Annotated in this window: 20 protein-coding genes; 4 read left to right on the plus strand and 16 right to left on the minus strand. The window is 38.3% G+C overall.

Features of this window, described 5'->3' with window-relative positions:
* Positions 1-41: 41 nt before the first annotated feature.
* From QI031_RS20035 to QI031_RS20110, 16 genes are all read right to left on the minus strand, one after another.
* Positions 42-941 carry a glycosyltransferase family 2 protein gene (locus QI031_RS20035; RefSeq protein ID WP_281481409.1) on the minus strand — a complete coding sequence of 300 codons (900 nt, stop codon included), beginning with the start codon at positions 939-941 and terminating at the stop codon, positions 42-44.
* Between the two features lie 117 nt (positions 942-1,058).
* Positions 1,059-2,279, minus strand: coding sequence for a glycosyltransferase family 4 protein (locus QI031_RS20040; RefSeq protein ID WP_281481410.1), 1,221 nt, complete (start codon positions 2,277-2,279; stop codon positions 1,059-1,061).
* Positions 2,280-2,284: 5 nt separating this feature from the next.
* Positions 2,285-3,376, minus strand: a complete 1,092-nt coding sequence (locus QI031_RS20045) for a glycosyltransferase family 4 protein (protein WP_281481411.1) — start codon at positions 3,374-3,376, stop codon at positions 2,285-2,287.
* A 48-nt stretch (positions 3,377-3,424) separates the two neighbouring features.
* Positions 3,425-4,615 (minus strand): hypothetical protein, encoded by a 1,191-nt coding sequence (locus tag QI031_RS20050; RefSeq protein WP_281481412.1) that lies wholly within the window; start codon positions 4,613-4,615, stop codon positions 3,425-3,427.
* Between the two features lie 58 nt (positions 4,616-4,673).
* Positions 4,674-6,305 (minus strand): glycosyltransferase, encoded by a 1,632-nt coding sequence (locus tag QI031_RS20055; protein WP_281481413.1) that lies wholly within the window; start codon positions 6,303-6,305, stop codon positions 4,674-4,676.
* A 39-nt stretch (positions 6,306-6,344) separates the two neighbouring features.
* Positions 6,345-7,553: a DegT/DnrJ/EryC1/StrS family aminotransferase gene (locus tag QI031_RS20060; protein WP_281481414.1), complete on the minus strand. Its 1,209-nt coding sequence runs from the start codon at positions 7,551-7,553 to the stop codon at positions 6,345-6,347.
* Positions 7,546-8,520 (minus strand): NAD-dependent epimerase/dehydratase family protein, encoded by a 975-nt coding sequence (locus QI031_RS20065; protein ID WP_281481415.1) that lies wholly within the window; start codon positions 8,518-8,520, stop codon positions 7,546-7,548. The genes QI031_RS20060 and QI031_RS20065 overlap by 8 nt, the downstream gene beginning before the upstream one ends.
* Positions 8,510-9,484: a methionyl-tRNA formyltransferase gene (locus QI031_RS20070; RefSeq protein ID WP_281481416.1), complete on the minus strand. Its 975-nt coding sequence runs from the start codon at positions 9,482-9,484 to the stop codon at positions 8,510-8,512. The genes QI031_RS20065 and QI031_RS20070 overlap by 11 nt, the downstream gene beginning before the upstream one ends.
* Before the next feature lie 13 nt (positions 9,485-9,497).
* Complete coding sequence (locus tag QI031_RS20075) at positions 9,498-10,505, minus strand: hypothetical protein (RefSeq protein ID WP_281481417.1); 1,008 nt, start codon at positions 10,503-10,505, stop codon at positions 9,498-9,500.
* Positions 10,505-11,614 (minus strand): DegT/DnrJ/EryC1/StrS family aminotransferase, encoded by a 1,110-nt coding sequence (locus QI031_RS20080; RefSeq protein ID WP_281481418.1) that lies wholly within the window; start codon positions 11,612-11,614, stop codon positions 10,505-10,507. Before QI031_RS20080 ends, QI031_RS20075 begins: the two co-directional genes overlap by 1 nt.
* Positions 11,611-12,645, minus strand: a complete 1,035-nt coding sequence (locus QI031_RS20085; RefSeq protein WP_281481419.1) for a Gfo/Idh/MocA family protein — start codon at positions 12,643-12,645, stop codon at positions 11,611-11,613. Before QI031_RS20085 ends, QI031_RS20080 begins: the two co-directional genes overlap by 4 nt.
* 103 nt (positions 12,646-12,748) lie before the next feature.
* The gene (locus QI031_RS20090; protein ID WP_281481420.1) at positions 12,749-13,261 is read right to left on the minus strand and encodes an acyltransferase; all 513 of its coding nucleotides are present in this window, start codon (positions 13,259-13,261) and stop codon (positions 12,749-12,751) included.
* A 25-nt stretch (positions 13,262-13,286) separates the two neighbouring features.
* Positions 13,287-14,576 (minus strand): ABC transporter ATP-binding protein, encoded by a 1,290-nt coding sequence (locus QI031_RS20095; RefSeq protein WP_281481421.1) that lies wholly within the window; start codon positions 14,574-14,576, stop codon positions 13,287-13,289.
* Between the two features lie 9 nt (positions 14,577-14,585).
* Positions 14,586-15,428 (minus strand): ABC transporter permease, encoded by an 843-nt coding sequence (locus QI031_RS20100; RefSeq protein ID WP_281481422.1) that lies wholly within the window; start codon positions 15,426-15,428, stop codon positions 14,586-14,588.
* 40 nt (positions 15,429-15,468) lie between these two features.
* Positions 15,469-15,897, minus strand: a complete 429-nt coding sequence (locus tag QI031_RS20105; protein WP_281481423.1) for a hypothetical protein — start codon at positions 15,895-15,897, stop codon at positions 15,469-15,471.
* 711 nt (positions 15,898-16,608) lie between these two features.
* On the minus strand, positions 16,609-17,964 hold the full coding sequence (locus QI031_RS20110; RefSeq protein WP_281481424.1) for a glycosyltransferase family 4 protein: 1,356 nt from the start codon (positions 17,962-17,964) through the stop codon (positions 16,609-16,611).
* A 1,219-nt stretch (positions 17,965-19,183) separates the two neighbouring features.
* Here QI031_RS20110 and QI031_RS20115 point away from each other — a divergent pair.
* The 4 genes from QI031_RS20115 (at position 19,184) to QI031_RS20135 (ending at position 26,075) form a co-directional block, all read left to right on the plus strand.
* Positions 19,184-21,451: a GumC family protein gene (locus tag QI031_RS20115; protein ID WP_281481425.1), complete on the plus strand. Its 2,268-nt coding sequence runs from the start codon at positions 19,184-19,186 to the stop codon at positions 21,449-21,451.
* Positions 21,452-22,053: 602 nt separating this feature from the next.
* Complete coding sequence (locus QI031_RS20125) at positions 22,054-24,213, plus strand: Tex family protein (RefSeq protein ID WP_281481427.1); 2,160 nt, start codon at positions 22,054-22,056, stop codon at positions 24,211-24,213.
* 40 nt (positions 24,214-24,253) lie between these two features.
* Positions 24,254-24,577 (plus strand): 2Fe-2S iron-sulfur cluster-binding protein, encoded by a 324-nt coding sequence (locus QI031_RS20130; protein ID WP_281481428.1) that lies wholly within the window; start codon positions 24,254-24,256, stop codon positions 24,575-24,577.
* Between the two features lie 211 nt (positions 24,578-24,788).
* Positions 24,789-26,075: an APC family permease gene (locus tag QI031_RS20135; protein WP_281481429.1), complete on the plus strand. Its 1,287-nt coding sequence runs from the start codon at positions 24,789-24,791 to the stop codon at positions 26,073-26,075.
* The last annotated feature ends 4 nt before the right edge of the window (positions 26,076-26,079 follow it).

A 26,079-nucleotide genomic window follows, 5' to 3' on the forward strand; every position in this document is an offset into this window, starting at 1 on the left:
TAATGTATGTAACCAGATATTACCATTAGATTAAGATGAGTTTATTCTAAAATAATCGGTCTTCCCATTAAACCTCTAAATATTATTCTAATATGCCAAATAGTTAAACCATTTTGAGACTGAAAAGCCGCTATTAATATTTTTAAGCAAGTAAGTAAAGCTTCTCTTTTTTTATTTAGGAATAAAAATCCTTCCATTTCATCATAGTAAGCAATTGCTCTATACTCGCTACTAATTTTTTTCAACATTTCTGGTTTAGCCCAGTTGCATGAGGTTTCTTCTGCCATTATAAGTAGTCTATCAGCTAAAGCATGAGTTACCTTTGCTAAATAATGATATTTAGTTACTTGACGCTCGTAGCTTTTTTTTTCTTGCCACCATATACCTGCACGAAAATAACTAGATTCATGAACTCGATAAAAAGATAAAACTTTATCAATATGAATACCATGACCTGCTGAGTTGATTGGATGAAAAAAGATTTCATTTTCAGCAGGTAGAAGTGTTAATGCAGTATTGCGATTCACACAAAAAGTACCTGTACTCCCTGTAGCAAGTCGGTTTTCTATATTGTTTCCTTTTATATCAACATATTGTTTTAGATGCTCTATATATAGATAACCTTGCTGAAGATAGGGCAAAATAGTTACTAATTTATTTAATGCAAAATAATCATCTGCATCAAGTAAACAAACATAATCTCCTGAAGCTTCGATAATACCCCTGTTTAAACTAGCACCAAATCCTTGATTTTCTGAACGTAATACTCGAATCCGATCTTGATAATTAAGGCAAACTTCAAATGTTTCATCAGTTGATCCATCATCAATCACTAATACTTCTAAATCATAGTCACCAGGCTGTTGATTTAAACAACTTTCAATAGCTTGCGCTAAGTAGCGACCGTAGTTATAGCAAAGAATAGAACAAGTAATTTTCATAGCATATTGGCTAATATTTTTAAATTTATATTAGTTTTGTAGTTAAAGTTTTTGACAATACCCAAACTAAGTTAAGATACAAAAATGTATCCTTTTGTTATTTTAATGAATAAATACCTACATCGATTTAATTTTTGCAAACAACTGTGTATACGTATTTATCGTATTTTCAGCAATTGTACGCCAAGTAAACTTATTTGCTATCTCAACACAGTGCTGTGACACTTGGGAATAACTTGTTTGGTCAAGCCTAAGCAATTTTACTAAATGAACTGCAAATTGTTCTATATCCCCTGGTTTAGTCATTAATTTAATATCTAACTTACCCAACATTTCTCTTGGACCTGGTATATCATATGCTACAGTTGGTAGTCCACAAGCTAATTTTTCTAACACAGCAAAACCAAATCCTTCCATATAGCTAGGAAAAGCTCCTACAGTTGCTCTACTTAACAGTTTTGGCAGTTCTTCACTAGTATAGTTGGGAATAATCTCAATTCCATCAGCACTTGGTAGGTTAATATCAGCTAAAACAGTTTCCATACTAAAACCTGTACCCAAAAATAGAAACTGCGCTTCTGGTATTTCGTTTCTGATAAGTTTTATAATTTCTCCCCAGTCTTTAGACCCCTTACGAGTTCCCCAAGCTCCTATAAAAGCAACTTGTTTATTTGTTAACCGAACTTCAGCAGGTTGAATAGCTTTAAGAAAAGCTTCGTGCCGTTGCTGTGATAATCCAAAAGGAAAGACCACACTTTTTTGCCCTAATCCCAATACATTACTGACATACATCAATTCATCATGGTTAGGTAGGTTAATCAAGTCACTTGCTTTTAAACTAGGAATAAAATTAGAAAAGTTCTGTTTTTGAGCATGAGAGCTTAGGAGATTACCTATTAAGTTTCTTTTTTTTAGTGAAGGCCACTTTTGATTTTGAAATTCTAGAAATTCTTGCAGCAACGGCATTAAGCCAACGGAGCGGGCAACTAACAAGCCACGAAAACCAAGCTCTTGTTTAGAAAAAGGTAAATTTCCTTGGTGGGCATCTATAATATCGAAACGATGTGCATTAGCCTGCACGAATTTTTGAGCTTGGCTGGAAAAGCTAGGACGAGTTAATTCTGCTAAACGCTTGGCTTTAGTAGTAAGTATAGGAGGAACTAATTCTGCCAAGCGAAATGGTTTAGTTTGTCCAAATGCATCATTGTAGTCAAATTTTTCTACTTCATGACCCATTGCCAAAAACTCATCAGCTAGCTCTAACTGTACCCGTGGTCCTCCTAAATTAGGATCCCACGGCATGTGCAATACCATCAATATCTTTAAGGGTCGATTCATGTAGATTACTTTATGCCTTGATAAACTTCTAAATGCTTTTGCACTACTGTTGACCAACTTAAGCACTTGATCCAGTTACAACAGTATTGTTGTAAAGCAGAGCGATCACTCTTTGAAAGTTCAAGTAGTTTACGTAGAGCAGCTGCTATAGCTTCACCTGAATTCTGCTTAACAACAAAACCACTATTCCCATCATCTACAAACTCATGCATTGCTCCAGCATCCGTACAGATAGCTGGAGTTCCGCACGCTTGAGATTCTAGCAAAGTAAAACCCATTAATTCAGGAACAGGACTATATTTCCCATAGCAATCAGTATGAACTGAAGGTAAAATTGTTACTTGTGAAGTGCGGTATTCATGTAGTAACTGATTATCGTCTGCATTATGAACAAATTCTACAGTTAAACCTTCTGCTAATTGCTTTAGATAGCTATAAAATTCTTCGTTATAAACTCTACCTACAATTTTTAGCTTATAATCTGGGCGATTTAAAATGCGAAAAGCATCAATCAAATAATTAATACCTTTGTGGGGTAAAATCCGACCAACATATAAAATTTTATTTTCTTTTGCTAAAGATATGTCAGGACAAAACTTATCTGTATCAATACCTCCCTTAATCAAAACTGCTTTTTTTTGCAATTCAGGCGGAATAAAATCTAAACCAAAACGAGAATAGGCGATCGCATTTCTATAGCATTTAAATATTGGTAATTTTTGATTAAGTACTAAACTTCCTCCACCACCATAATCTGTAACAAAAACTAATTTACCTAGTAAAAAGGCTATTAGACAACCTAAATCAGAAACCAAAGTATAGATATGATGAATATGTACTACGTCAGCATTCAAAATTGAACTTAAATATTGAAAATTAAGAGGATTTATTTTGTTTCCATGAATTAAATGTTTAACTGGATAAATTTCAATTTTAAGATTATCTAATTGATCGGTCTTTCGTACTGAAGAAAAACTGACAAGGGTTGTGTCTACAAACTTAGCCATCCAAGAAGCTAATTCAGTAGGATAACGTTCACCACCACCTATAATAGATGAATTGTCAAAATAAGTTGGAGTGATATGGACAACTTTCATGTTAGGAAAAATTCAATTACAATTAATAATATTTAGTCAAAAATTAATTTAGATTGGTATAATTTTTTCGTAAATTCTAGACAGCTTTTGTAAAACTTCGTACTTGATAGATTCTCGTGACTTTTGAAAAAATTTTGCGTTTAAATAATCATATTGATATATCTTTAATACATTTCTAAACATTCTATCAACTTTATTCTTCTTTTTCATTAGATTTAAATATTCATAATTACAAAATGGATTTAGTTCTTGGAGTTTTAAATCATCTGAATACAGATAAACACTTTCGTAATAAAAGTAACGCATCTCTAGTGTAATTTTTCTTTTGTTATTAAATGCTTCAAAAGCATAAGGGTATTTTTTACAATTTTCATATCCACATTCTAATAATATTTTTTTGTAATTAGTTCCTATTTTTTCCCAAATATTTGTACTTTTTTCTAAAGGTAAATATCTAGAAGCAATGGAGGGCTGAAAAATATTCCATCCGGTGAAATGTATAAAAATCACAGGTTTATCATCAATAAAATAAGTATTTTCGTGTTGATAAACTGGATGTGAAATCAGGCTCCAATATCCTACATTAACTCCCAAATGTTTCAAAGATACTGTTTCCGGGAAAAAAGTAGGAATAAGGTTTAACCATGATTGATCGGCAGTGAGTAAATTTAATTCTCCTTCTCCTCTTCTTTGAAAGCTATATTGTGTAAGTCTATTCTTATACCATTTTATAAAGTTTTTAGTTGTGTCAGTTCTTTTCAGTCCAATGAATCCTCCGTTATAAATACCAGAAACTAACATTCTCACTTCTAAAGCATCATAATTAGGATGATCGATAGGTGCGACTAAGTGTGGATTTAACAGGATAGAAGTTGTTTCAAGTTGCTGAAATATTTCTGTGAGTGAGTTATAGATTAAAATATCAGAGTCTAAAAACAACCATGAATGAGCAAGTTTGTTTTCGTAAATAAATTCGTGCAGCATTCCTCGTAATGCACAGCATAATTCAAAGGGCGTGTAGTAAAAGCACATTCTTTGAACTGTCTGCTGATCTGGTAGTTCTTCAAGACGAATTACCTCAAAAGGTTCTTTTGCTGGATCAAAATATTCATCTACTCTATCTGCTAATAAAACATACAATTTAATATCTGGGTTATGTTCAGTTAACGAAATTGCTAAGGCACGAGCAAAAGCTAAGTAATTCTTTGTAACAATAGTGCAGACTATTCTTGCATTCATAATTTTTTATGAAAAAATCTCAAAAATCAAGATTAAAAAATAAGTAAATTTACAAATTTTATGTACGTAAACGTAAGTAATAGCGCAAATAAAACCACTCTGGCAATAGTAAACTCAACCGACTAAAACCGTGCTTTCTAGTCAATTTAACCCAACTTTGCAACCTTTCATTAAATGGCATCAGTCTTATATGACCTTGAATCATTCCATCAAGATCAATGTGTTGATTTTCTGGATAAAAATATGGTAATAAACTATCTGGTTCTCCTAAACAAATTTGATCTTTGAAAGATGTATTGACAGTTAGCTTAGGCAAGTCCATAGCACGCTGATATACCTGTTCTAGATTTTTATACCAACCATTTCCTGTATGTGTTTTTACTATTTTTTTATTAGTTTTTTCACCCAAATTTAAGCGCAATTCCTCATCTTCGACTAAATTTGATAGTACTTGATTGTACTCATTCAAGTCAGATACATAAATCAGATTGCCAGTTAAACCAGGTGCATCACCACCAAGAATATCAGACTTAGGGGAGAAGTAATGACGACTTATTAGAGGAGTGCCATAACTTCCAGCTTCCAGCATGGATGTTATGGAAGTCATAGGGAATGAGTCTACGTAGATATCAGCAGCTTGATAAAAAACAGCAGTGTCTTCCCGTTCTCCAAATATCTTGATTCTCCCATTTGTTTGCTGAATAGCTGCTGACCAGTCTTCACTATTACCCGGCCCAATGACTATCAAAATAACTTGCTTATATTTTTCTAGTAACGGAACGTGTGCATCAGCAAAACTTATGCCATCAATTGTTTGATACTTCGCTGTTCTGGCGATAGAAAGCAACAATATACTGTCTTCGGCTATCCCTAATTCTCGCTTCGCTTCTGTGCGAGAGAGAGTTCTATGAATAGGACTCAAAATAATAGGAAGTAGCGCGTTGCGTTTTTCTTCAATACCTCGACGTGCTTGTGATAGACGCATACCAGATTCACGTAAGTTAGCTACAACATCGGTAATACTAGCTCCCAGCCAAAGATACGTGTCCGCATTATTTACAAAAATAATCGGTGGTAACTGTTCTTTGTTTGCAAATGCAATGGTTGGAATCACGTCATCACACAAGGTATGCAGCACAATCACATCTGTCGAGGCTGCATATTCACGGAGTTGTTTAGCCCAAGAAATAAGACTGCCAATACTTTCATTCAAAACATATATCTCACCCTGACGATCGCTGACAGCATCTTTAAAGATTTTTGGTATTTCTTTTGGTGCTTGCTGCGTTAACACAAGAGAGTGCGATCGCTCTGTGTCCTGCTGAATCCAGCGCAAAAGCATTCTAGAATGTCCACCAATATTTGCTACATAAGTGGCAACATGGAGTACATGCTTTGGTGAATCAGGACAAGGTTTGCTTTGACTGTGATCAACGCTTTTTCCTATTACTTTCCGTCCAATTGTGAGCAGAACTTCTTCGAGTTCTCGGCTGACAAAAAGACCACTATGTTTGCAAATAGCATAGAAAGCAGCGATATCAGCGTACACAGCAGCAGCCTCATAGTTGCCACGTCGCAGATAGCCTTTGGCTTGAGTAACTAAGCTATGGAACTCTTCAAAATTTTGTTGAATCAAGCGACTGCCTTCTTCTTGCCAAAAACTGAGTGTGTTATTAGCTATTTTTTCCATACAGTTACTTTGCTAAATCCTGCTAAGTTTTAATGGCTACTACACTCCAACCTGACACACACTTTTCAAAACTGCGATCACCCGATCTTGTTCCTCTTCAGTCATTTGATGGAAAAGTGGTAAAATGATGGCGTGATCCTGGGCTTGTTCGCTTTCAACTAAGCGATCGCACTTTCCTAGTTCACAGTTACAAGCTTCCCGACTAGTGCCACATGACCAAACTTCAATTTGATATGCGCTTTCACGGTGAGCGCACATGATACCACGTCGCGTGGCAATACCAGCATCCAGCATTACTTGCATTACTTGCACTTGGTTACACTTCTCAGGTAAGCGTACACAGTAACTTTGCCAGTTACTTCTTGCCCATGTTGGCTCTGTGGGTAATTTTAATCCCGGCACATCTGCCAGCTGTTGATCATATCTTTGGGCCAAGTAACGGCGGCGTTCTACAATCTCCGGTAGGCGTTTGAGTTGTTCTCGCCCGACTGCGGCTTGGATATCGGTCATACGGTAGTTGTAGCCCAACATCGGGTAAGATTCAAAAATGACTTGTTTGGCTCCGTGGCGCACGGTATCAGGAACGCTCATTCCGTGTTGTCGCCAGAGGCGAAACTGTTTATCCCATTCGGGATTATTTGTAGTCAACATCCCACCGTCGCCCGTGCTAACTACTTTGCGGGGGTGGAAGGAAAAACAAGCGATATCTCCATGTGGCTTGCCGATTTTTTCCCATTGTCCATCCCAGAGAATCTCACTGCCGATCGCACAGGCGGCATCCTCAATTACTGGTAGATTATATTGATGGGCAACATCTAAAATGGCTTTAAGGTTACAAGGCATTCCTATTTGGTGAACAACAAGAATAGCACGAGTGCGATCGCTAATCGCATCTGCAATTAATACGGGGTTGATATTATAGCTTTGCGGTTCAATGTCCACAAATACAGGCACTGCGCCACAGTAGCGGATGCTGTTAGCCGTGGCAATATAAGAGTGGCTGACAGTAATTACTTCATCCCCAGGCTGTACACCCACAGCTAATAGAGCTAGGTGTAATGCTGTAGTGCAATTAGAGACAGCGCAAGCATATTTTGACCCTACGTAAGCGGCAAATTCTTGCTCAAAGGTAGCGACTTCTGGTCCTTGAGTTACCCAGCCGGACATAATAGCCCGCTTGGCTGCTTCAGCTTCAGGTTCACCCATCCAGGGTTTAGCGATCGGAATATACTGCATTTTCTCAGACATTGCTTGCTTCCTTTGCCAATTTCTGTTCGCGCCACCAATTTACCAACTGACGCAATCCTGCTTCTAAAGATACCTGTGTTTCAAAGCCCAGTAATTTTTTAGCTTTGCTGACATCTGCTAGTCTACGTGCTACGGGGTTGACTTTGCGCTCTGGACCATATTCTGGCTGCAAATCTGATTCCATTACCTTAGCTAAACTATAGGCAAGGTCATTTAAACTGCTTTCTACGCTACTAGCGATATTAAACACTTCATCAGTAACATCGGCTTTAGCAGCCAATATATTGGCTCTGGCAATGTCCTCGATGTATACGAAGTCCATTGTCTGCTTGCCATCACCGAAAATTAATGGTGGTTGACCTGCGACAATACGCTCCATCCAGCGAATCAATACTTCAGTGTAGACACCGTAAATATCCATACGTGGTCCGTAGACATTGAAGTAGCGCAATGCCACATAGTCTAGCCCATACATATCGTAGAAACTGCGTAATAAGCCTTCATTAAAGACCTTGGCTGCACCGTAGATGGTGCGATTATTGTAAGGATGATGAGATTCAGTGGTGGGGAACTCCTCGGCCATGCCATATATTGAGGCTGAAGAAGCAGCAACTACCTTTTTGACTTTGGCTTTTACTGCTGCTTCCAAGACATTGAAAGTTCCATCAGCTAAAACTTCTAGTGCCAAACGCGGTTCTTCAGCACATTGGGTAATGCGAATTGCAGCCTGATGAAAGACTATATCGACACCTTGCATGACTTCTCCTAGAAGTTTTTGATCTCGGATATCGCCTTCTACAACTACCAAAGGACCATGTTCTTTCGCCCAAGCAAGATTGTTGAGTTGTCCGCGTGTGAAGTTATCTAAAATAATAATTTCGGAAACTTCTTCTTTCACCAATAAATCGGCGATATGAGAACCGACTAAACCTGCACCACCTGTAATTAATACGCGACTATTTTTCATTTTCTTGTAATTTGGTAATTTGTGTTTCTAGAGTTTGAATACGATTTAGTAAGTCAGATTTAGTTAAACCTAACGTGCTTTTAACAGACTTAATAATATTTGCTGCTGCTGTCTTTTCTTCGCCTTCAACCTGAACTTCAAAAATTCTTAACACTCCATCATTGGTTAGTACATCAACAAAACCTTCTGCTTTTGATCTGCCGATAACCCGGCCAGGTATGCGTCCTACATAGGTGGGAGGGTTATCTACAGGCTTGGCTTGCCACACCAACAGTTTTTTCCCTTGAAAGTAGGTGTAGGAACCGGGAAAAGGTGAGACTAATGCCCGAATAAAGCAGTCTATACTTCTAGTAGAAGTTGACCAATTAATTTCACCATCTTCGGGAAGGCGAGTACAACAATAAGTTGCCTCAGCATTATTTTGTGGTGTACCTTTATAACCATGAAATGTTTTGACAACTGTATTTCCTAGATGTTGTTCCTGAATTTCATTTAGTTTGTCATAGATGGTAGTTACAGTATCGTCAAGACCAATCGTAATTAGTTGTTGAAATAGAATGTTTCCCTCATCTAAACCAGGCGATATTTTATGAATAGTGATTGCGGCAGAAGTTTCATCATTAATAATTGCCCAATTGACATTGGCGCGACCACGATAATGGGGCAACGGGGAATAATGGACATTAATAAATGCAGACAGTTCAATCAGATTAGGTGGTAATATTTGGTTATAGGAAGAAACTACTACGCAATCTGGCTGAAATTTTAACAGTAATGACTTAATTTGTTGCTGAGAGGTGTCTGAAAATATAGGAATATCGACTTGTTTGGCAAGGCTAACAACAGGATCATCGCATTCAGTATCTACATTTCTCACTATTCCTTGAACGTTGCACTTTGATACTAAAGATTTCAGCGCACTTAAGGTAGTTGTACCAATCCCAATTAGAAGTACATTAACCATTTACCACCTACATTCACAGCAGTTGCACAAATTCCATAGCTGAGTCATTGGGCTGTAAGGATTGTCGCCAAATAGCTTCTGCCGCTTTCAGCCCACCTGTTTGTAACCGGATAATTGGTTCTGGTCCTACTGCTGAGGGCAGAATGGCCATGTGTCCTGGTTTTGGCTCTATTTCTGGGCATATTGGGATATGATGAATCGAAAAGGCAGACCGTTCTATATCTCCCCAGTATTGAGCCACAAGTGCGCCTGGCCAATACTTGGCAATCATCGCGGCATCTTTCACAGATAGGACTGGTTCTGGGCGGGGTTGCAAAGCCACCAAGATCGCATCATAAGTTTTATCTGTGGGTGCTGCTACGATACTGTCAACAGTGTCTACATTAGCACCAGCATTTACTAAACCGCGTTCAATGAACGAGCTAAAAGGGTTATCACACAATAACAAAATGTTACTTGTGTAAACGGCAACTCCTGCGTCTAATAAGAGCTTGACTGCCATGATACCCAAAAATGAGAAGACATCTACTCCGGGGTGGCGTTCATTTACACCTGCCACTGGGATACCGCGTTGTTGACAGCTTGTAAGATCTACATCCTCTGGTCTAAACTCCCACGCCTCATACATTAAGCCAATGACTGCTGTGGGCTTCATCCAAGTAATCATTTCTGCATTAATAGGACGGACGTGTCCACTGTTAGTTATAATGTCAGCCTGGGCGACAATATCTGTAGTTTTCTCGGTGATAAATTGAATTTGATCGCTCACTCCTGCTAGTTGGGCGAGTTCCAGCGTCTGGGCTTTCACTTCTTCTAGAGTGCCATAACGACTACTGCGAGCGATCGCAAATACTTTTTTTGCTCCGGCGATCGCTGCTATTACAGGGGTGACTGCATAAGCTCCAGTTGCTGCTTCTGTAAGTAAAATCAAGTTATCTAATTGCAGTTCGCAGCGTTGAACTGCTTGCTGCATCAGACTAACGAGGCGTTGGGAGTTTAAACCAGGACGGGTATCGTACATTAAACGGTGACTCCCTGAAGAATGCCTTGAAGACTGTCAGCCACAGTATTAATTTGTGCTGATGTTAGTTCAGCATACATAGGTAATGAAAATATTTCTCTAGCTGCTAATTCTGAGTGTGGAAAATCTCCTATTTTATAACCTAAATCTGCATAGGCTGGTTGCAGATGTACAGGAATTGGATAGTGAATACCTGTTTGGATGCCCTGGTCATTTAGCTTCTTTTGTAGTTCATCTCTTTGGGGCGATCGCACCGCGTATACATGGTATACGTGGCGGCTATAGGGCATGACTGTAGGTATAGTCAAGTTGAGATCTTTAAGTAAAGCATCGTACTGTGCTGCATTTGCCCGCCGTGCCTCAGTCCATTTCTCTAAATAACGCAGTTTCACTCGCAAAATGGCTCCCTGAATACCATCCATGCGGTAGTTATAGCCTTTAATCACATGGTGATACTTACGTTCTTGACCCCAGTCACGTAGCATCTGCATAGTATGGGCATATTCGGGATTATTGGTGACTATCATGCCTCCTTCACCATAAGCCCCTAAGTTCTTTCCAGGGTAAAAGCTAAAACAGCCAATATCACCAATGCTACCTATCCGCTGACCCTTGTACTCAGCCCCGTGGGCTTGGGCAGCATCTTCTATGACAGTCAAACCATGACGGCGGGCAATCTCCATAATTGGTTTCATGTCCGCTGGTTGACCATACAAATGCACTGGCAAAATCGCTTTTGTGCGTTCGGTTATGGCTTTTTCGATTTGATTGACATCTATTGTGTAGCAAACAGGGTCAATGTCTACAAAAACTGGTGTAGCTCCGGTGTAACAAATCGCGGCCACAGTAGCAACAAAAGTAAAAGGTATGGTGATCACTTCGTCACCAGCACCAATACCAGCTGCTAACAGTGCTAAATGAAGGGCACTTGTACCTGTATTGACAGCAATGCCTTGTTTAGCACTACAGTAATTGGCAAATTCTTGTTCTAAGGCTGTAACTTCATTCCCCAAAACAAATTGCGTACTTTCCAGTACTTTTAAAACTGCGCTATCAATTTCATCTTTGATACTAAGGTATTGAGTTTTCAGGTCTAGAAATGGAATCATGCTGCTACCTCTAATAAATTCAATTCAACTAATTGACCACGCTGCTTGACTGATTGGGTAGCAGCTTCCAAAATCTTGACTGTCTGTAGCCCGGCTTCGCCATCTGTAATAGGACGTTTGCCTTGGTTGATACAATCAATGAAGTGCAATCCCTCTGTTCGCAATGCTTCTGTCATATCCAACTTGGGAGACCACATATCACCAGTACGATAACCAATCAGCATTTCGTACACACTTTCAGAATTGCCATTGATGGTAATTCCCTTGTCGTAAATTTTGACTTTTTCGCTGGGTTCCAAGTCATCATAAACAATCATGCGTTGACTACCACCAATCAGGGTGCGGCGAACTTTGACTGGTGCTAGCCAGTTAACATGAAAGTGAGCAATCAAGTTGCTTTCAAAGAAGCATGTTAAGTAAGCGATGTTTTCTGGTTCTCCCGGAACGTGGCTAATTCCTGTGGCAGAGACAGCATAAGGTTGGGATGGCAATACATAATTCATGATTGAGAGGTCATGAACTGCTAAGTCCCAGATCACATTGACATCATGCTGAAACAGCCCTAGGTTGACACGTACAGAATCATAGTAGTAAATATCTCCTAGTTGATTGGTGGCAATCAAATCATGCATCTTGCGTACAGCACCTGTATAGACAAAGGTGTGATCTACCATCAATACCAAATTGCGTTTTTCTGCCTCTTCAATCAATCGTCTTGCTTGCTTAGAGGAGGCTGTCATTGGTTTTTCTACTAATACGTGCTTGCCAGCCTGCAATGCAGCTAAAGCCAAATCGAAGTGAGTGGAAACTGGTGTGGCAATGACAACGGCATCAATGTGAGGATCTGTAAAGATGTCTTGACAATCTGTCGTTACTTGGATGCTGGGATAGCGAGCTTGCACCTTTGCTAGTAATTCTGGTTTAAAATCACTGACCTTGGTAACTTGTGCGCCTGGAATTTCCGCAAAATTCCGTACTAGATTAGGCCCCCAATAACCATAGCCAATGACACCGATATTGATATTTTCCATTGCTTTTAAATTAATCAAAATCTATTAAGTATTCTTGAAATAATGACTTGTTTTATATTTTGCTTTCAGGTATATTTTCTTAAATGAGAAATAACGCTGCAAGTTAGCTAAAACTATTAGCTGTGGTTTCTAAATTTTGGTTGCGATCGCGTATATCACCAACTTTTTTAGCTGGCACACCTGCTACAATTGCATAATCAGGAACATCACGAGTCACTACAGCCCCAGCACCAATTACGGCTTTTTGTCCAATCGTTACCCCTGGCAAGATAGTAGCGTTACTACCAATCGATGCAGAGCGCTTGACTAAAGTTTTGACTGTATACCAGTCATCGTCAGTTTTTAAACTGCCATCTTCGTTTGTTGCACGGGGATAAAGGTCATTGGTAAACATTACTCCATGACCAATAAACACTTCATCTTCAAGGATTACCCCTTCACACAGAAAGCTATGTGATGAAATTTTGCATCTACTCCCGACGGTGACATCTTTTTGAATCTCTACAAAGGTTCCAATTTTTGTGTCATCACCAATAACGCAACCGTAGAGGTTCACGAGATTGGGATGAAAAATTTTCACATCTTTGCCCAATTTAACGTCATCATTTATTGCCATTATTTCTCTGCCTAATTAATTGAAATTAATACTTTTCAACACATTGCCAAACTGCATCTTCTAAATAAGCACATTCATCAGATTCCCATTGATACTCTGGACGTTCAATCTTGTGCATGGTGATTTCAAAGGGGCAAATATCTCTAAGGTTTTCTAACAGAGTTTCGCTACGACGCTCAGAAAACCATGTTGTTATGTTGTATGAACCCATGTACAGTCTAAATTTTGGGATTTCACACCGTAAAATAAATGTTCCTGCTTCTCGACGAAACGGCGCTTCAGGTTCGTAAAACCAGAAAATAGAAACAGGTTGCTGTAAAGTGCTTAACACCTGAAAAGAAAACCAAAGACTTTCATGGGGTTTAGTTACGTGTAGAGCAAACTCAAAAGTAATTGGTTGTCCCCAAGAGTGAATCCCTTCTTTTTCAGAAGTATGTACTCGTGCCCAAGCTAGATAATTACCAGTTTTGCTCAAAGGAGCTTCATAATAGGCAGGTTCTTCGTTAGAGGCTTTTTGCCCAGCACTATATAGTTGTACTGCTTTGCTGGTATTACCATCAAACTGAATATTACCTTTAGAAAGCAGTATACAACGCTTGGTAAGCTGGGCGATCGCTTGCATACTATGGCTGACAAACAAGACTGTTCGCCCTTCTTTGGTAGCCACATCACCCATTTTTCCCAAACACTTCTTTTGAAATGCCGAATCGCCCACTGCTAAAACTTCATCTACAATTAAAATTTCTGGCTCTAAGTGGGCTGCTACGGCAAATGCAAGACGCACATACATTCCAGAAGAGTAACGTTTTACAGGGGTATCTAAAAATTTCTCAACTTCGGCGAAATCAACAATTTCATCAAACTTTTTTTTAATCTCAACTCCACTCATTCCCAGAATAGAACCGTTGAGGTAAATGTTCTCTCTCCCAGTTAATTCTGGGTGAAATCCTGTACCCACTTCTAATAGACTTGCTACCCGTCCTTGGATGACAATTTTTCCTTTTGTCGGTTCAGTAATTCGACTCAAAATTTTTAATAATGTCGATTTACCTGCACCATTGCGCCCAATAATACCAATTGCTTCACCTTGTTGAATTTCAAAAGAAACGTCGTTTAATGCCCAAAACTCTTCACGAGATGGATTAGGCATTTGTTTACCAACTGGCTTGAGAAATTTCTTGCCTAGAGACTTGGCTCCCTGAGAAATCACATCTCGCAAAGCTTTATAACGATAACGACCGCCAGAATCCTCTTGTTGATGAGAAATGATATATTTTTTACCCAAATTCTCGACTCGAATTATATTATTAGACATCTGTCTAGCCTAAATTACGTCAGCAAAAGTTCGTTCCGTTTTGCGAAAGTACCAGATACCACTGACTAGTAAAATAACAACTAATCCTAAAGATAGTGTGAATCCCGGCCAGTAAATTTTTGAGTCTCCGCCTAAAATAGCCCAGCGAAAACCATCAATTACTCCCACCATTGGGTTCAAAGAATAGAGTAAACGCCATTGTTCTGGTACAATGCTGCTGCTAAATCCTACTGGTGATATATATAACCCAAACTGCATAATAAATGGCACAATATAGCGAAAGTCTCGATATTCTACATTTAATGCTGCTAGCCATAATCCCACTCCCATAGAAGCTGCAAAGGCAATAGCAATAAATAAGGGCAGTGTTAGTATTCGCCAATCAGGAACAAAGTTATACCAAGCCATTAACCCCAACAGAATCATGCCAGAAATCATAAAATCTACAAAGCTGACAATCACAGCGCTGACGGGTACAATCAAACGAGGAAAATAGACTTTAGATATCAAATTGGCGTTAGTAATTAGGCTGTTACTACACTCACCTAGGGCATTGGAAAAAAATTGCCAAGGTAGCATAGCTGCAAACACCAGAATTGGATAAGGTGCCCCCTCTGAAGGTAACTTTGCTAACTTTCCAAATACTACAGTAAATACTACCATCGTCAAAAATGGTCGAATTAATGCCCAAGTTATACCAATTGCTGTCTGTTTGTACCGCACTAAAATGTCACGCCAAGCCAGAAAATAAAACAGTTCCCGATAACGCCATAAGTCTTGCCAATACTGGCGTTCAGCGCGACCAGCCTCAATTACTAACTCTTGCTTAGAGGCCATACCTTGACTACTCATAGTATTAATTGAAGTCTATTTAGACTATTGTCTTTAAAACTTAAACTACAAACTGGAAATCCTTCATGCCGTGATAGCCAACCAGTTTTGAATGCCTGCGAGTAAATTCTCCAACGGAAGGGTTGCCTTGAGGATCAATTACTCCTGTTACTTGCTGCCAAAGCTCTTGTGGTGCTAACGCAAGTTCATAGGTGCGTTCGTCAGATTTGCAAACGTGATACCATGTTTTTTGTTGGCATTCTTCACACCAGAAAGCTTCTAACCATTCACCTTCAATAGAAACTGTGGTTTTGGTTGCTACCAGCATTAATGCATTTCGCCGACCCATTCCCCGTTGCTGCAACTGGCTCGGTTGATCAGCAAATATTTGATATTTTTGACTTACGCTATCGATGTAGCAGCCATGAATTGGACAATAGATAGCCCGTCGTTTTGAACGTTTCCGATTTCGGTCACACCTTCTCTGCAATTCGACCTCCCATAATCAACAAAATAGAAAAAGCACATGAGGAAGGTTACGTTGGAGGGACTGAGATCAATATAGTGACCATCAAAGCCCAACTCCGAAAATTTGCCAGAATTATTAAATTTCAAGCATTAAATTCAAGCTTTGTTTCCCTTAGGAAAACTGAAACTAATTTTTTGATAAGTGCAAGTAAAAGTTTTTTATTTAAGTAATTAAGTGTTCAATGCAAAAGAAAATAGCTGTTACATACTGGGTATTAATTAGTTGTATTTTCTTACTTATATGTAGGTAATCATAACATGTTTGGAGATAATAATATTTATTTAAATAAAATTTACATCATGTTTACATTGTGTTTAAATTTGATAGCTTTAAATATATTTACAATATTCTGAGAAAAAACAACGAAAGTCTAAGCCGAAAAAATAAAGTGAATGTTTTATAGACAAAGGACTTTTATTGTGCTGATTTACTTTTGGAATCAAAAGTAAATCAGTAATATTCAAATCAAAATAGCAAGATACATTACTATTCGCAATTTGAAATACTTACTTTTTTATATTTGTTAAGTCCATGCATAATACTTAAGGGAGGCAGCTTCTGATCCTCCCAAATAGAAAGATAAATGGTGATTCCAACCGTGTTATTAACACAAATTAAGTCAAAAGAATAACTATGCTGTTAGAATCTACCAATTTGGACTTTCCTGAAAGCTTATTTTACATGGCTTTTAGGCATAGTGATTACCTCATCAGGTAATATTGCTTGCTCTAAAACATTGAGGTATTGCTGGGAGATAACCTTAGGAGTGAAATGCGATCGCAAATATTGACGACCTGCTGTACCCATTCGTTCCCCCAATTGGGGATCGCGACTAAGTAAACGAATAAATTGGGCTAGACCATGACTGTCTCCATTGTCAAATGTGCTGCCACAATCAGCTTCTGAAATCAGTTGTCTAAGATATGAAGATGGAGAACAAATCACAGCTAATGGCCGCCCAGAAGCTAAGGCTGAGTAAAGCTTACTGGGAACAACCAAACTTTCTGTTGATGCATCTACACTTACGAGTGATAAATCACAAGCTGTCAAAGAATAAGGCAGTACATGCTTATCTTGATACGGTAGAAAAGTGAAATTCCTCAGTCCCAACTGCTCTACTTCCTTAATTAAGTCATCGCGTTTGGCTCCACCACCAATACACACAAACTGAATCGGCTGGTCTTGCAATTCCTTAGCAGCTTCTAGCATAGTGTCAAGATCATGACAGCGACCCATGTTGCCAGAATAGAGTACGGTAAATGTGTTAACTAAATTATGCTTTAAAGCAAACCAGTTTTCTTGCTTGGGAATCGGTCTAATTAAGTCGGGGTTAGCCCAACTGTGAATTACAGAAACTTTGTCGGCTATTTGGGGACAATGAGCTACTACTCGCTCTTTCATCGCCGGACTAAGAACCACAATTCCTTTAGCGTTAAGCCAAACTTGTCTATTGATTGCCCGCCACAATCGCACTAACCAGTTATCTTTGGGAATTACTCCTAAAGCGATCGCAATATCTGGATAAAGATCATAGAGGATACAAACATAAGGCAACCGAAATAATAGATAAGCTAGATATCCGATAACTGGTAAAAATGGAGGAGCAGTAGTCAACAAAACTACATTGCTGCGCCGCCAAGCTTTAAACATGTAAAGCGCAGCACGCAATGTGTACAGAATACCATTGACAGCTTTACCACGAATCCTCCCCGGCCACAGTTGAGCAGTCCGCGATCGCTGAACTCGGATTCTATCTACTCGTTCAACTGCTGGAGCCGAAGAAGATTTAAATGCATATCCAGGCTGACTTGTAAAAACTTCAATATCTACCCCTTGCTGACCCAATTGTTTTACGAGTTCCTCAATTAATTGTCCTGTAGCAGCATAGTCTGGAGGAAAAAACTGGGTGATTACAGATAATTTAACGGATTGCCGAGTTTTTATATCATTCTCTTTATAGGCTGTTAAAGGAGTAGAAGTAGAAATGGATGGCAAGAATTTTTGATTAATCCATTGATTCAGTCTCATTAGAATCTGTCCTATGTATCCTAGCTTTAGTATTTAGAAAACTTCTTGAAAACACACATGAAATTCTCAAACCAAAAAAGTAATTTAGATGAAAATTATTCTCAGTTATTGATAAGTATTTTCAAATTGCTCTAGGCTCATGCAATATTTACTTGACTTCAAATTTTATAGGTTTGAAGTAAGTACATACACACCTTACTGACCGTATAGACGATTAACACTAATCGTTTGTTCACTTTGATCCTGGTAGATGCACTTTTCTTGGATACGCAGGTAGAAAGTTTACAGACGGCTTCTCTTAAGAATACGTAAAAAAATTTACAGACGCGCTTTTATCAAACACAGGAACACAAAATTTATAGACGCGCTTTTATTAAACACAGGAACACAACAAGGGATAAAGAGAAGTCTGATTAATAATCTACAATTTTTGTGACAGGGATGTAAGCTCATACTACAGCAAACCGCTTTCCCAAATTTTGAAGAATTTTAATTGCATGTCAACCAAAGAGCCTGTGATAGAAAACACACTGCTTTTAAATTAGCACTGCTGTTTTGATAATAACTTCGGGATTTACTGTCATTGATTTGAACTAACTGTGCTACTACTATTGATACTTATCAAGTTTACTAGATTACTTTTGAGTATAGGCATTTTTTTATTACATTGTGATTCTGACTCTTAGAATATCATGTTTAAAGGTTGACTCTTATGCTTTACGGAAAATTTATGTTACTTAGATAACTTTAAACTAAATCTTTAATAAGGTACATATTTTACACTGTACATTTTCTTAGCTATAAGAATTGTTAATGACTGTGCTTCTTAGCTATGTTTTTAACAAATCTAACTATAAATCTTTGTTTACTCATTAGAAGCGGTACTTGTTGATGCATTAAGTAATGTAATATAAGCAAATTTCATTGGTTATACTTAAAGTCTATATTTATTGAGAACTCCCTATTTAAGTAGCTATTAACCATCTACCACCTAAAAATAAAAATATAGATGTTAATTAGCTGCTTGTTTTCGATACTGATTCTTAAAGCTACCACACCTTAGCTTTAAAAAACTGTTAAACTAATGTGCATAATCATAATGACAGAAAATAAGTGTTAAAACTCATACAGTAAATCTTCTCATCTTAAATAAAGACAAGTCAAGACTTCAAAAAATGTAAATATTACACAGGCTATTATTAAATAATAAATACAAATAATGGAAAACTATTCTTTTAACTCCTCAAGTTCTGATAGCAGTAGTCACTCCATACCTTCATTAGCTCAGACTCAACCTATTCCGTTTGCTGAAGGACAAGGAGATGACTGGAGTTTTCAATATTTTCTGGGTGTTTTACGAAGAAGATCGCTAGTTATTATAGGGGTAACTATCACTATGATGACAACGGTAGTGATCAATTTGACACTAAACCAAAAACCACCAGAATATGAAAGTAGTTTTCAACTCTTAGTGGAACCTGTAACCGATGATGCCAAAGCTATAGATGTTGTTAAAGATAAAAGTTCAGGCAATTCAGGCACATCTGGTCTAGATTACGAGAGCCAAATTCAAGTTCTCAAAAGTCCTGCACTGATGGGAAGTATTATTAGAACGTTGCAAATTTCCTATCCAGATATTAGTTATGATTCTTTAATCAATTCTAATTCCCTAACTATTTATCAGTTAGAGGGAACAAAAATTATAGAAGTACGCTATCGCAGTAACGATCCTAATAAAGTTAAAGCTGTACTAGATAGAATTGCTAAGGATTATATAGATTATAGCCAAGCAAAAAGGCAAACTAAGTTGCGTCAAGGTATTCGCTTTGTTAATCAAAAACTGCCATCTATACAAAACCGAGTTGATCAACTACAAAAAGAGTTACAAATATTCCGGCAAAAGTACGACTTTGTTGACCCAGAGACACAATCAGAACAAATTGCTGGTCAAATCAGTACTTTGACTAATCAACGGCAAAGTATTACTCAAGAATTAGCTCAAGCTCGTGCCAATTTAGCAATTCTACAGGGAAAAAATGGTAGACAAGCAGTGTTGATTAATGCTCCTTTATATCAGCAGTTACTCGCTCAAGTACAGCAATTAGATGTGCAGATTGCCACAGAGTCTACTCGCTTGCAAGATAATAATCCCACTCTCCAAGCATTGAAAGAAAAACGTGAAAGCTTAGTTCCTTTGGTACGCCAAGAAGCACAGCGCGTATTAGATGCAAAACTTGCAGAGGTAGCTACTCAAGTTCAGTCTTTAGAAGTACAAAGCCGAGAAATCGCTAAAACTGAACAAACACTTGAACAAAAACGTAAGCAATGGCCAATCTTGGCGCGACAGTACACCGAACTACAGCGAACATTACAGATTGCGACTGAAAATTTAAATCTTTTTTTATCTACTCGCGAAACTCTACAAATTCAAGTATCACAAACAGAATTAGGTTGGCAATTAATTCAACCACCAATTAAGCCAGAACAACCTGTTTTTTCTTCAGATTTCAAACGTAATCTGATAGTAGGATTAGTTGCTAGCATCCTCTTAGGAATTGGTGCTGCTTTGTTACTAGAAAAACTGGATAGCACCTACCATAGTGTTCAAGCTTTAAAAGATAAAGTTAAATTGCCATTATTAGGAAATATTCCCTTTGAACAGCAAGTTAAAAATCATCAAGACCGTGCCTATATCCATGCACATCGAAATAAAAGCAAGTTACCGCTGTTAGGAAACAATCCATTTGAAAGGCAAATTGAAACTAGTCAAAATCGTATTTTTACTCAAAAGTCCTCTATAGTAGCAGTGCAAAATCCTGTTTCTGAGGGTAGCTATGGTTCGACTGTTGAACCAAATCAAGATTACAATCACTACTCTCCAAACTTTTTAGAAGCTTTAAGAGTACTATATACGAATATTCAACTACTCAGTTCTGATCGCCAGATTCACTCAATTACGATTAGTTCAGCTACCCTTGGTGATGGTAAGTCTACAGTTGCGTTTCATTTAGCTCAAATAGCTACAGCAATGGGACAACGAGTACTACTTGTAGATGCTGATTTTCGCCAACCAGTTATTCATGCACTATCAGATTTAAATAATTTATGGGGATTGAGTAATTTAATTTCTACCAACTTACCAACTCAAGAAGTGATCCGCAAACTACCTTCTATGAATCAATTATCTGTAATCACTGCTGGCCCAACACCGCCAGATCCTACAAAATTGTTATCATCTGACAAGATGAAGCGACTGATGGCAGATTTTCATAATACTTTTGATCTAGTAATTTATGATGTCCCTCATTTAATCGGACTAGCTGATGCAAGCTTAGTAGCACCCCATACTGATGGTCTTTTAATGGTGGTGAGGATGGATAAAACAAATTCATCGGTATTAAATCAAGCTTTAGATAACCTAAAAATTTCCCGATTGAATGTATTAGGTATAGTTGGGAATGGTGAAAAAATTAACTTTAGCAGCTAGAAAATACTAATTTAAATTGCATCTTGAAAGTTTCCGGCTTCAGTTACGAAGCCGATTTGATAGTTTTAAATTGAGAACAAATCAGTTCATGATAGTTGCTATCGTCAACTTCTTCTCGATTGTTTCTCAAATATTCTGTATGGTTGTCACAATCACTACCTTAATAGTCTGTTAGTGCTGATAATGATTAAGATTAACAGCACTAATTGGATTTGCCAAGGAGCTAAAACCAAACTCAAAACTAGACAGATAATTGTAAACAACCCTATAAGATAAGCTACCTCGTCATTACATTTTTTAGACAAATAGCCAGTCGCTAAACCAGTAAATAGTGGAATTAAAAAAAACAAAGGCATTTTTACTAATCTCGGAACTAAAGACATAGTTGTTGACAAAAGTCAACAAAAATATATCGAAACTGTGTTTCTAATTGTGAATAATTTTACATCTAACAAGGTTTACGTCACAACACTCTATAGAAATAAACAGTGTATAAAGTCAAGATTATGCAGTGATCCGGTAAATTAGCTTAACACTTAGCGCTAGTGCTGTAAGAACGATCTAGCATATTACCCTTAGAAGTATTTTAAGTTAAACACTCAATGCTGAACATTCCTCAACTACTGGCAACTGAACTAGACCTTAAACCCTATCAGGTGCAAAACGCGCTGGAACTTTTGGCTGAGGGTGCAACAATCCCTTTTATTGCGCGTTACCGTAAGGAGCGTACCAATGAAATGAATGAAGTCCAATTGCGCGATCTTGCTGACAGGTATACTTACTTAACAGAACTGGAAGAACGCAAATCAGTAATTTTAAATGCGATCGCCGAACAAGGTAAACTCACCGATGAACTAAAAGCGAAAATTATACCCTGTTTACAAAAAACTGAACTTGAGGATTTATACTTACCCTATCGACCTAAGCGGCGTACCCGCGCCACTATCGCTAGAGAAAAAGGACTAGAACCACTAGCAGATTTCATCAAGTCATTAAATGTCAAAAATGCTGTGTTGGCTTCATTAGAAGAGGAAGCAGCTAAATATATTTCTGAGACTCAAGGAGTTAAAACACCACAAGAAGCTTTAAAAGGTGCGGCTGACATCTTAGCGGAAGAGGTGGCAGAAAAAGCAGAGCTACGCGCATATATTCGAGATTATCTGCTAGAAGATGGGGTATTTGTCTCTCGCATCAAAGACGATTTCCCAGAAGGAACAACTAAATTTGAGATGTACCGTAACTATCAGATTAAGGTGAAGAATGTTGCACCTCATAATATGCTGGCCTTGTGTCGGGGTGAAACTGAGAAAGTATTAAATTTTGAAATTGCCTTTGATGAAGATACAGTACTTTCGTATTTAGAATCCCAGGAAATTAACACAAAAATCCGGATAATTCGTGATTTTTATCAAACAATGTTGAAAGATGCATTCAATCGTTTGATGAAAACTTCTCTGATAGGAGAAGTAATTTCCCAAAAGAAAACTTACGCAGATATTGAATCAATCAAAACATTTGAAGCTAATCTGCGGGAGTTATTGCTATCAGCACCAGCGGGAATGAAACCTACGCTGGCAATAGATCCCGGATTTAGAACTGGCTGTAAAGTTGCAGTACTCGATCAAACAGGTAAATTCTTGGAATATCAGGCAGTGTTTCCTCACCAAGCCGCTGAACAACGTACTAAAGCTGCACAAACTATTCAGAACCTCATTGAAAAATACCACATTGAATTAATTGCTATAGGTAACGGTACAGCTTCCCGTGAAACAGATGAATTTGTCTTGCAAGTATTACAAGCAATAGACCGTAAACCCATCAAAGTAATGGTAAATGAGTCTGGCGCATCTATATATTCTGCAAGTAAAGTCGCACTAGAAGAGTTTCCCGATTTAGATGTTACAGTGCGTGGTGCAATTAGTATCGGTCGCCGCTTACAAGATCCTTTAGCTGAACTTGTAAAAATTGACCCCAAATCGATTGGTGTAGGACAATACCAACACGATGTCGATCAAAAGTTGCTGAAAAAGAAGTTGGATGAAACTGTAGAAAGTTGCGTTAACTATGTTGGGGTAGATTTAAATACCGCTTCTAAAGAACTTTTGACCTTTGTTTCTGGAATTACCGCAGCGGTTGCTAATAACATTGTCGCCTATCGCAACCAGTACGGAGCTTTTAAAAATCGTCGGCAACTCTTGAAGATAGCAAAGTTAGGGCCAAAAGCGTTTGAACAAGCTGCGGGTTTTCTTCGCATTCGTGGTAGTGAGAACCCTTTAGATAATACAGCTGTTCATCCAGAAAGTTACTCAGTAGTAGAAGCGATCGCCTCTGATTTGAATGTACCGTTAAATCAGGTAACGCAAATTGCCGAAAAACTTAAAAAGACAAATTTAAAGAGATATGTGACTGAGACTGTCGGTGAACCTACGTTGCGCGACATTCTTGGCGAACTGGAAAAACCAGGTAGAGATCCTCGTGCTGACTTTAAATATGCCACCTTTAAAGAAGGAATTAAAGAAATTACCGACTTACAGGTGGGAATGGAATTGGAAGGAATTGTGACAAATGTTGCCAATTTCGGTGCATTTGTAGATATCGGCGTGCATCAAGATGGTTTAGTACATATTTCCCAATTAGCTGACAGATTCGTAGACGATCCTAAAAAAGTTGTCAAAGTTGGACAAGTTGTCAAAGTAAAAGTGCTAGAAGTCAACGAGAAATTAAAGCGGATTAGCTTATCGATGAAAGCACTTAAACAATAAAAATTTTTTGTGTCTTTTAATTACGAATTACGAATTAGTTATGACAGTTTACCAAGTTCGACTTGTAAATCCAGCAATAGGATTAGATCGTACTATTTTAGTACCCGATGATCAATATATCCTCGATATAGCCGAAGAAGTTGGTATTCGCCTACCTTCTGGATGCAAACAAGGTGAATGTTCCGCCTGTATTGCCAAACTTGTTGATGGAGAAGTTAATCAAGGTGAGCAAAAATTTTTGCGACCAGATGAAATCAAAGCTGGCTACGTTGTAACTTGTGTCACTTACCCTTTATCTAATTGCACTTTAGAAACTCATCAAGAACAAGTTTTGTACAAAGCAGCGCTTTATTATCAGCAGTAAGGAACTTCCAACTAAAAAATATCTCATCGCTATTTAGGCAGGGGAGCAGGGAGCAGGGAGCAGGGGGAAAGAGAAATATATTATCTGAGTAAATTGGATAATTTATTTTCTGGAAGTCCCTGACTTAGATTTAACCAATATCCCAACCTTGTAATGATATTTTCAGCAATGAAACCTACATCTTAAATCATCTAAAACAAGGAGATAAAAGATGTCTGCTACCAATTCACAACCCCAGCTACAAAGAGAGTTAGGGGTTTTTGGTGCTACTTTGATGGGACTGGGTTCAATTATCGGTACAGGTGTATTTGTCAGTATTGGCATTGCTACAGGCATTGCCGGGTCTGCGGTAATTGTAGCAGTAGCAATTGGTGCGATCGTTGCTACCTGTAATGGATTAAACAGCGCTCAGTTGGCAGCTAACCATGCTGTAAGCGGTGGTACTTATGAATATGGCTATAAATATCTCACCCCTGCATTTGGCTTTACAGCAGGTTGGATGTTTTTGGTAGCAAAGACTGCTTCTGCCGCCACTGCCGCTTTGGGTTTTGCTGGTTACTTACTAAATATTTTGGGATTAAGTGCTAATTGGGTTATTCCTACGGCTCTCTTAGCTGTAATGATGATGACGCTGATTGTGTTGAATGGTATTCGACGCTCTAGTATTGTAAATACCGTGATTGTCTCGATAACGCTATTATCTTTAGGATTTTTTATCCTTGTTTGTCTACCCCGTGCGACTGAAGTGGGGATTGAAAATTTGACACCTTTCTTTACCACTTCCCCTAGAGCAGTACTTCATGCTAGCGCCTTAATGTTTGTTGCTTATACAGGCTATGGTCGCATTGCCACAATGGGGGAAGAAGCACGTTCCCCAAGAAAGACAATTCCTCAAGCGATGATTGTTTGTCTATTGCTCACCATGTTACTTTACATGACGGTGGCAACGGTTGGTATTGGGGCTGTAGGGGTGAATGTTTTGGGCAATGCTACAGGACAAACAAAGGCAGCTCCCTTAGAAGTAGCAGTTCGTAGCATTGCAGGTTCAAGTGCGGCTTTTGTGTTAGCTATTGGTGCGATGACAGCAATGTTGGGTGTGCTTTTGAACTTAATTTTAGGGTTATCCCGCGTGTTACTAGCAATGGGACGGCGCTCAGATGCTCCAAGATTTTTAGCACGATTGAACCAGCAACAGACAGCTCCATCCAGAGCTGTAATTGTAGTAGGAGGAGCGATCGCTGTGTTGGTATTATTAGGTAATGTCAAAACCACATGGTCTTTTAGCGCCTTTAGTGTTTTGATTTACTATGCAGTGACTAATTTAGCCGCCTTGAAACTCACCCCATCAGAGCGACTCTATCCTGTATGGGTGGGTTGGATAGGTCTTGTATCTTGCCTGTTCTTAGCTTTCTGGGTAGAGTCTACTATTTGGCAAGTAGGTTTAGGATTGATTGGTGCTGGTTTAATTTGGCACAAAGTACGGCGAACAATATTGTAAATTC

Origin of the sequence: Halotia branconii CENA392, from assembly GCF_029953635.1 — a bacterium.
GTDB lineage: Bacteria > Cyanobacteriota > Cyanobacteriia > Cyanobacteriales > Nostocaceae > Halotia > Halotia branconii.